At 75.2% G+C, this 2287-nt stretch carries 2 protein-coding genes; one reads left to right on the forward strand and one right to left on the reverse strand.

Going from position 1 to position 2287, the window contains the following annotated elements; translation table 11 throughout:
- Positions 1 to 7: 7 nt before the first annotated feature.
- Positions 8 to 1177: a prolipoprotein diacylglyceryl transferase gene (gene lgt / locus DKL51_RS31465; protein ID WP_109942821.1), complete on the reverse strand. Its 1170-nt coding sequence runs from the start codon at positions 1175 to 1177 to the stop codon at positions 8 to 10.
- 103 nt (positions 1178 to 1280) lie between these two features.
- Between lgt and DKL51_RS31470 the strand changes: the two genes are divergently transcribed.
- Entirely contained in the window at positions 1281 to 1883 is a 603-nt protein-coding gene (locus DKL51_RS31470; RefSeq protein ID WP_109942820.1) for an NUDIX hydrolase, read from the forward strand.
- Positions 1884 to 2287 lie beyond the last annotated feature (404 nt).

Here is a 2287-nt window from a genome sequence, read left to right on the forward strand (position 1 = left end):
GCCCCGCTCAGCTGTCCCGGTCGGCGGGGCGGGCGCCGGTGGCGCCGGCCCGGTCCTCGGTGGCCGGCGCGTCCCCGGCCTCCTCCGCCGGCGGGCCCTCGGCGGCCGTGGCGTCCGCGGTCTCGGTGTCCTCCGCGGCGGTCGGCTCCGTCGGCTCCTCGGGGACCTCGCCGGTCTCCCGGTACGCCCGGAACTGCTCCTCGCTCACCACCCGGTAGCCCTCCGGCGCGACCTCCCGCGCCCCGACCTCCCGGGCCGAGAGGTCGACCTGCGACACGTCGCCCCCGGCGGGCGGGACCGGCGCCGCGGGGACGCCGACCGGGATCAGGTACTCCCGCGGCCCGCGGACCCGGAGGAAGTAGATCAACGCACCGAGGAAGACCAGCGCGGCGGTCCAGACGTTGAGGCGTACGCCGAGGATGTGGGTCGCCTCGTCGGTGCGCATCAGCTCGATCCAGAACCGGCCGGCGGTGTAGCCCATCACGTAGAGGGCGAACGCCCGGCCCCGGCCGAACCGCAGCTTTCGGTCGAGGACGAGGACCAGGACGGCCACGCCGACGTTCCAGAGCGCCTCGTAGAGGAAGGTCGGGTGGTAGAGCCCGGGTTGCAGGACCGGGTTGCCGGCGTCGTCGCGTAGCGCGTGACCGGGGTTGTCCGGGTCCATGACGTGCACCTCGAGACCCCACGGCAGGGTGGTACGCCCGCCGTAGAGCTCGTTGTTGAACCAGTTGCCGAACCGGCCGACCGCCTGGGCCAGCGGCAGGCCCGGCGCCAGCGCGTCCGCCACCACGGCGAACGGGATGCCGAGCTGCCGGGCGGCGATCCAGGCGCCGAGCGCGCCACCGGCGACCGCGCCCCAGATGCCGAGGCCGCCCTCCCAGATGGCGAACGCCTTCAGCGGCTGCCCGCCGGCGCCGAAGTACTTCTCCGGCGAGGTGATCACGTGGTAGATCCGGGCGCCGATGATCCCGGTCGGCACCGCCCAGACGGCGATGTCGAGCACCGCGCCGGGGGCGACGCCGCGCTGGCGCAGCCGGCGCTCGGTGACCACGCAGGCCACCACGATGCCGGCGATGATGCAGAGCGCGTACGCCCGGAGCGGGACCGGTCCGAGCTGCCAGACGGCGGTGCTGGGGCTGGGCAGGGCCGCCAGGGGGGTCATCGGGGCGAGGGTCACGGATGCACACGGTACCGGTGCGGGCCGTCCCGGTGACACCCCGGGCCGACCGGCTTCGCAGGTCGGATGACTTCTGGTTTGCACGGTCGTACGCTCTTTGTCCATGAGTGCGCTCACCTGGGCGATCGCCGCGGTCGTCACCGACGACGCCGGTCGGGTGCTGCTCTGCCGGCAGGGCGTCGGCGAGCGGCGCTGGGCGCTGCCCGGCGGTCGGCTGCGCCGCGACGAGAGCCCGCTGGCCGCGGTGCACCGGCACATCCGGGCGGAGACCGGCTGGGAGATCGAGGTGGTCGACCTCGTGGGGCTCTACCGGCTGGGCAACCCGGGCGCTGTGCCACCCGCCGCCGGGCGATGCGGCGCCCTGCCCGACGTGCTGGTTCACGTCTTCCGCGCCCGGGTACGGGGCGAGCGGCCGGCGACCGGCCCGGCCGGCGGCTGCCAGCTCGGCTGGCACGATCCGGCGGACCTGCCCGGTGCGGTCACCCCGACCACCCGGGCCGCCGTCGCCGACGCGCTGGCGGGTCGGTCGGGAGTGCTGCGGGAGCCGGATCCCGAGCTGGCCGAGGCCGCAGCCCTTGGGCCGGCCGCCGCCGGTGCCGGCGGCGTGGTAGGCCGGAGCGGGAGCCTGGCGGGACCGACCGTCGGCGTGACTCCGCCTGGGCAGCGGGCGGAAGAACCTGGGGCCCTGGGGACCAATCTGCGGTGAGTGCTCAGCCGGGCAGGTCCGTCGGCGGGTGCGCCGAACGGGGCAGCCGCCTGACCTGATCGCTCACACTGCGTGCCCGCCTGCCGGGGACAACCACAACCACTCGCCCCCTTTGCTCTGCTGCCTCATAGGCAACAGTCACCGTCCGTGGCGGCAGGTGAGGCGCCCGCGCCGCAGCCGCGAGAAGGACTTGCAGCTCAACCGGGTGTTGCGTGGGCGGCAGCAGAGCAAAGGATGGGGACGACCGTCTCGATGGGGCAGCGACCAGCACCCTCCGTGAGGAGCGGGCGGGTGTGACACTCGGTAATCAGGGCGGCCGGGCCTCGCGGCCGCGACGACCCGCCCGGCGGCGGCGCGCCGGACCACGTGGCAGCGCGGGCGCGGAAGTGGGGCAGCTCCAAAGG

This window comes from Micromonospora globispora, assembly GCF_003857015.1.
In the GTDB taxonomy this organism is placed as follows: domain Bacteria; phylum Actinomycetota; class Actinomycetes; order Mycobacteriales; family Micromonosporaceae; genus Micromonospora; species Micromonospora globispora.

Bases quoted from the DNA above. Each gene is read 5' to 3' on its own strand.
- DKL51_RS31470 (WP_109942820.1), top strand. From the start codon at position 1,281: ATGAGTGCGCTCACCTGGGCGATCGCCGCGGTCGTCACCGACGACGCC.